The sequence below is a fragment of the Xenorhabdus griffiniae genome (genome assembly GCF_001028135.1).
Classification (GTDB): domain Bacteria; phylum Pseudomonadota; class Gammaproteobacteria; order Enterobacterales; family Enterobacteriaceae; genus Xenorhabdus; species Xenorhabdus bakwenae.
Map to the genome: position 1 here is coordinate 1 of NZ_LDNM01000229.1, position 417 is coordinate 417.

At 52.8% G+C, this 417-nt stretch carries 1 pseudogene; it reads left to right on the forward strand.

The window, feature by feature from the left end:
- A pseudogene (locus tag AAY47_RS19830) lies at nt 1-417 on the forward strand (integrating conjugative element protein); the annotation flags it as partial.

Below are 417 nucleotides of genomic sequence, written 5' to 3' on the forward strand. Positions count from 1 at the left end.
GCCGTTCCCTGACCCAACTGGGCGGACTGGAACTCGGCTGGAGTTCCGATTTGATGTGCGGTAATTTTGATTTGAAAACCACGGTCGGCAACCAGCTGAACGGCATTACCGCCGGATTTAAGAACCTGATGAGTGAGGTGATCCAGGGGGCCACCGGCGCGGTGGCCAGTCTTCCTGCCATGATCATTCAGCGTGCCAATCCGGGACTCTATGACATGCTGACCAATGGGGTCTTGCAGGCCAATGTGGCGTTCGATAAGGCCCAGTTTAATTGTCAGAACATGGCGAAGCGGATGATGAATTTTGCTGAAAACAGTAAATGGACACAATCTGCTGCTCTGCAGGAGTATAAAACGCTGGTTAACAGCGGGGATGCGGATGCAGTGAGAGTGAATAATGCCGGAAGCAAATCGACCG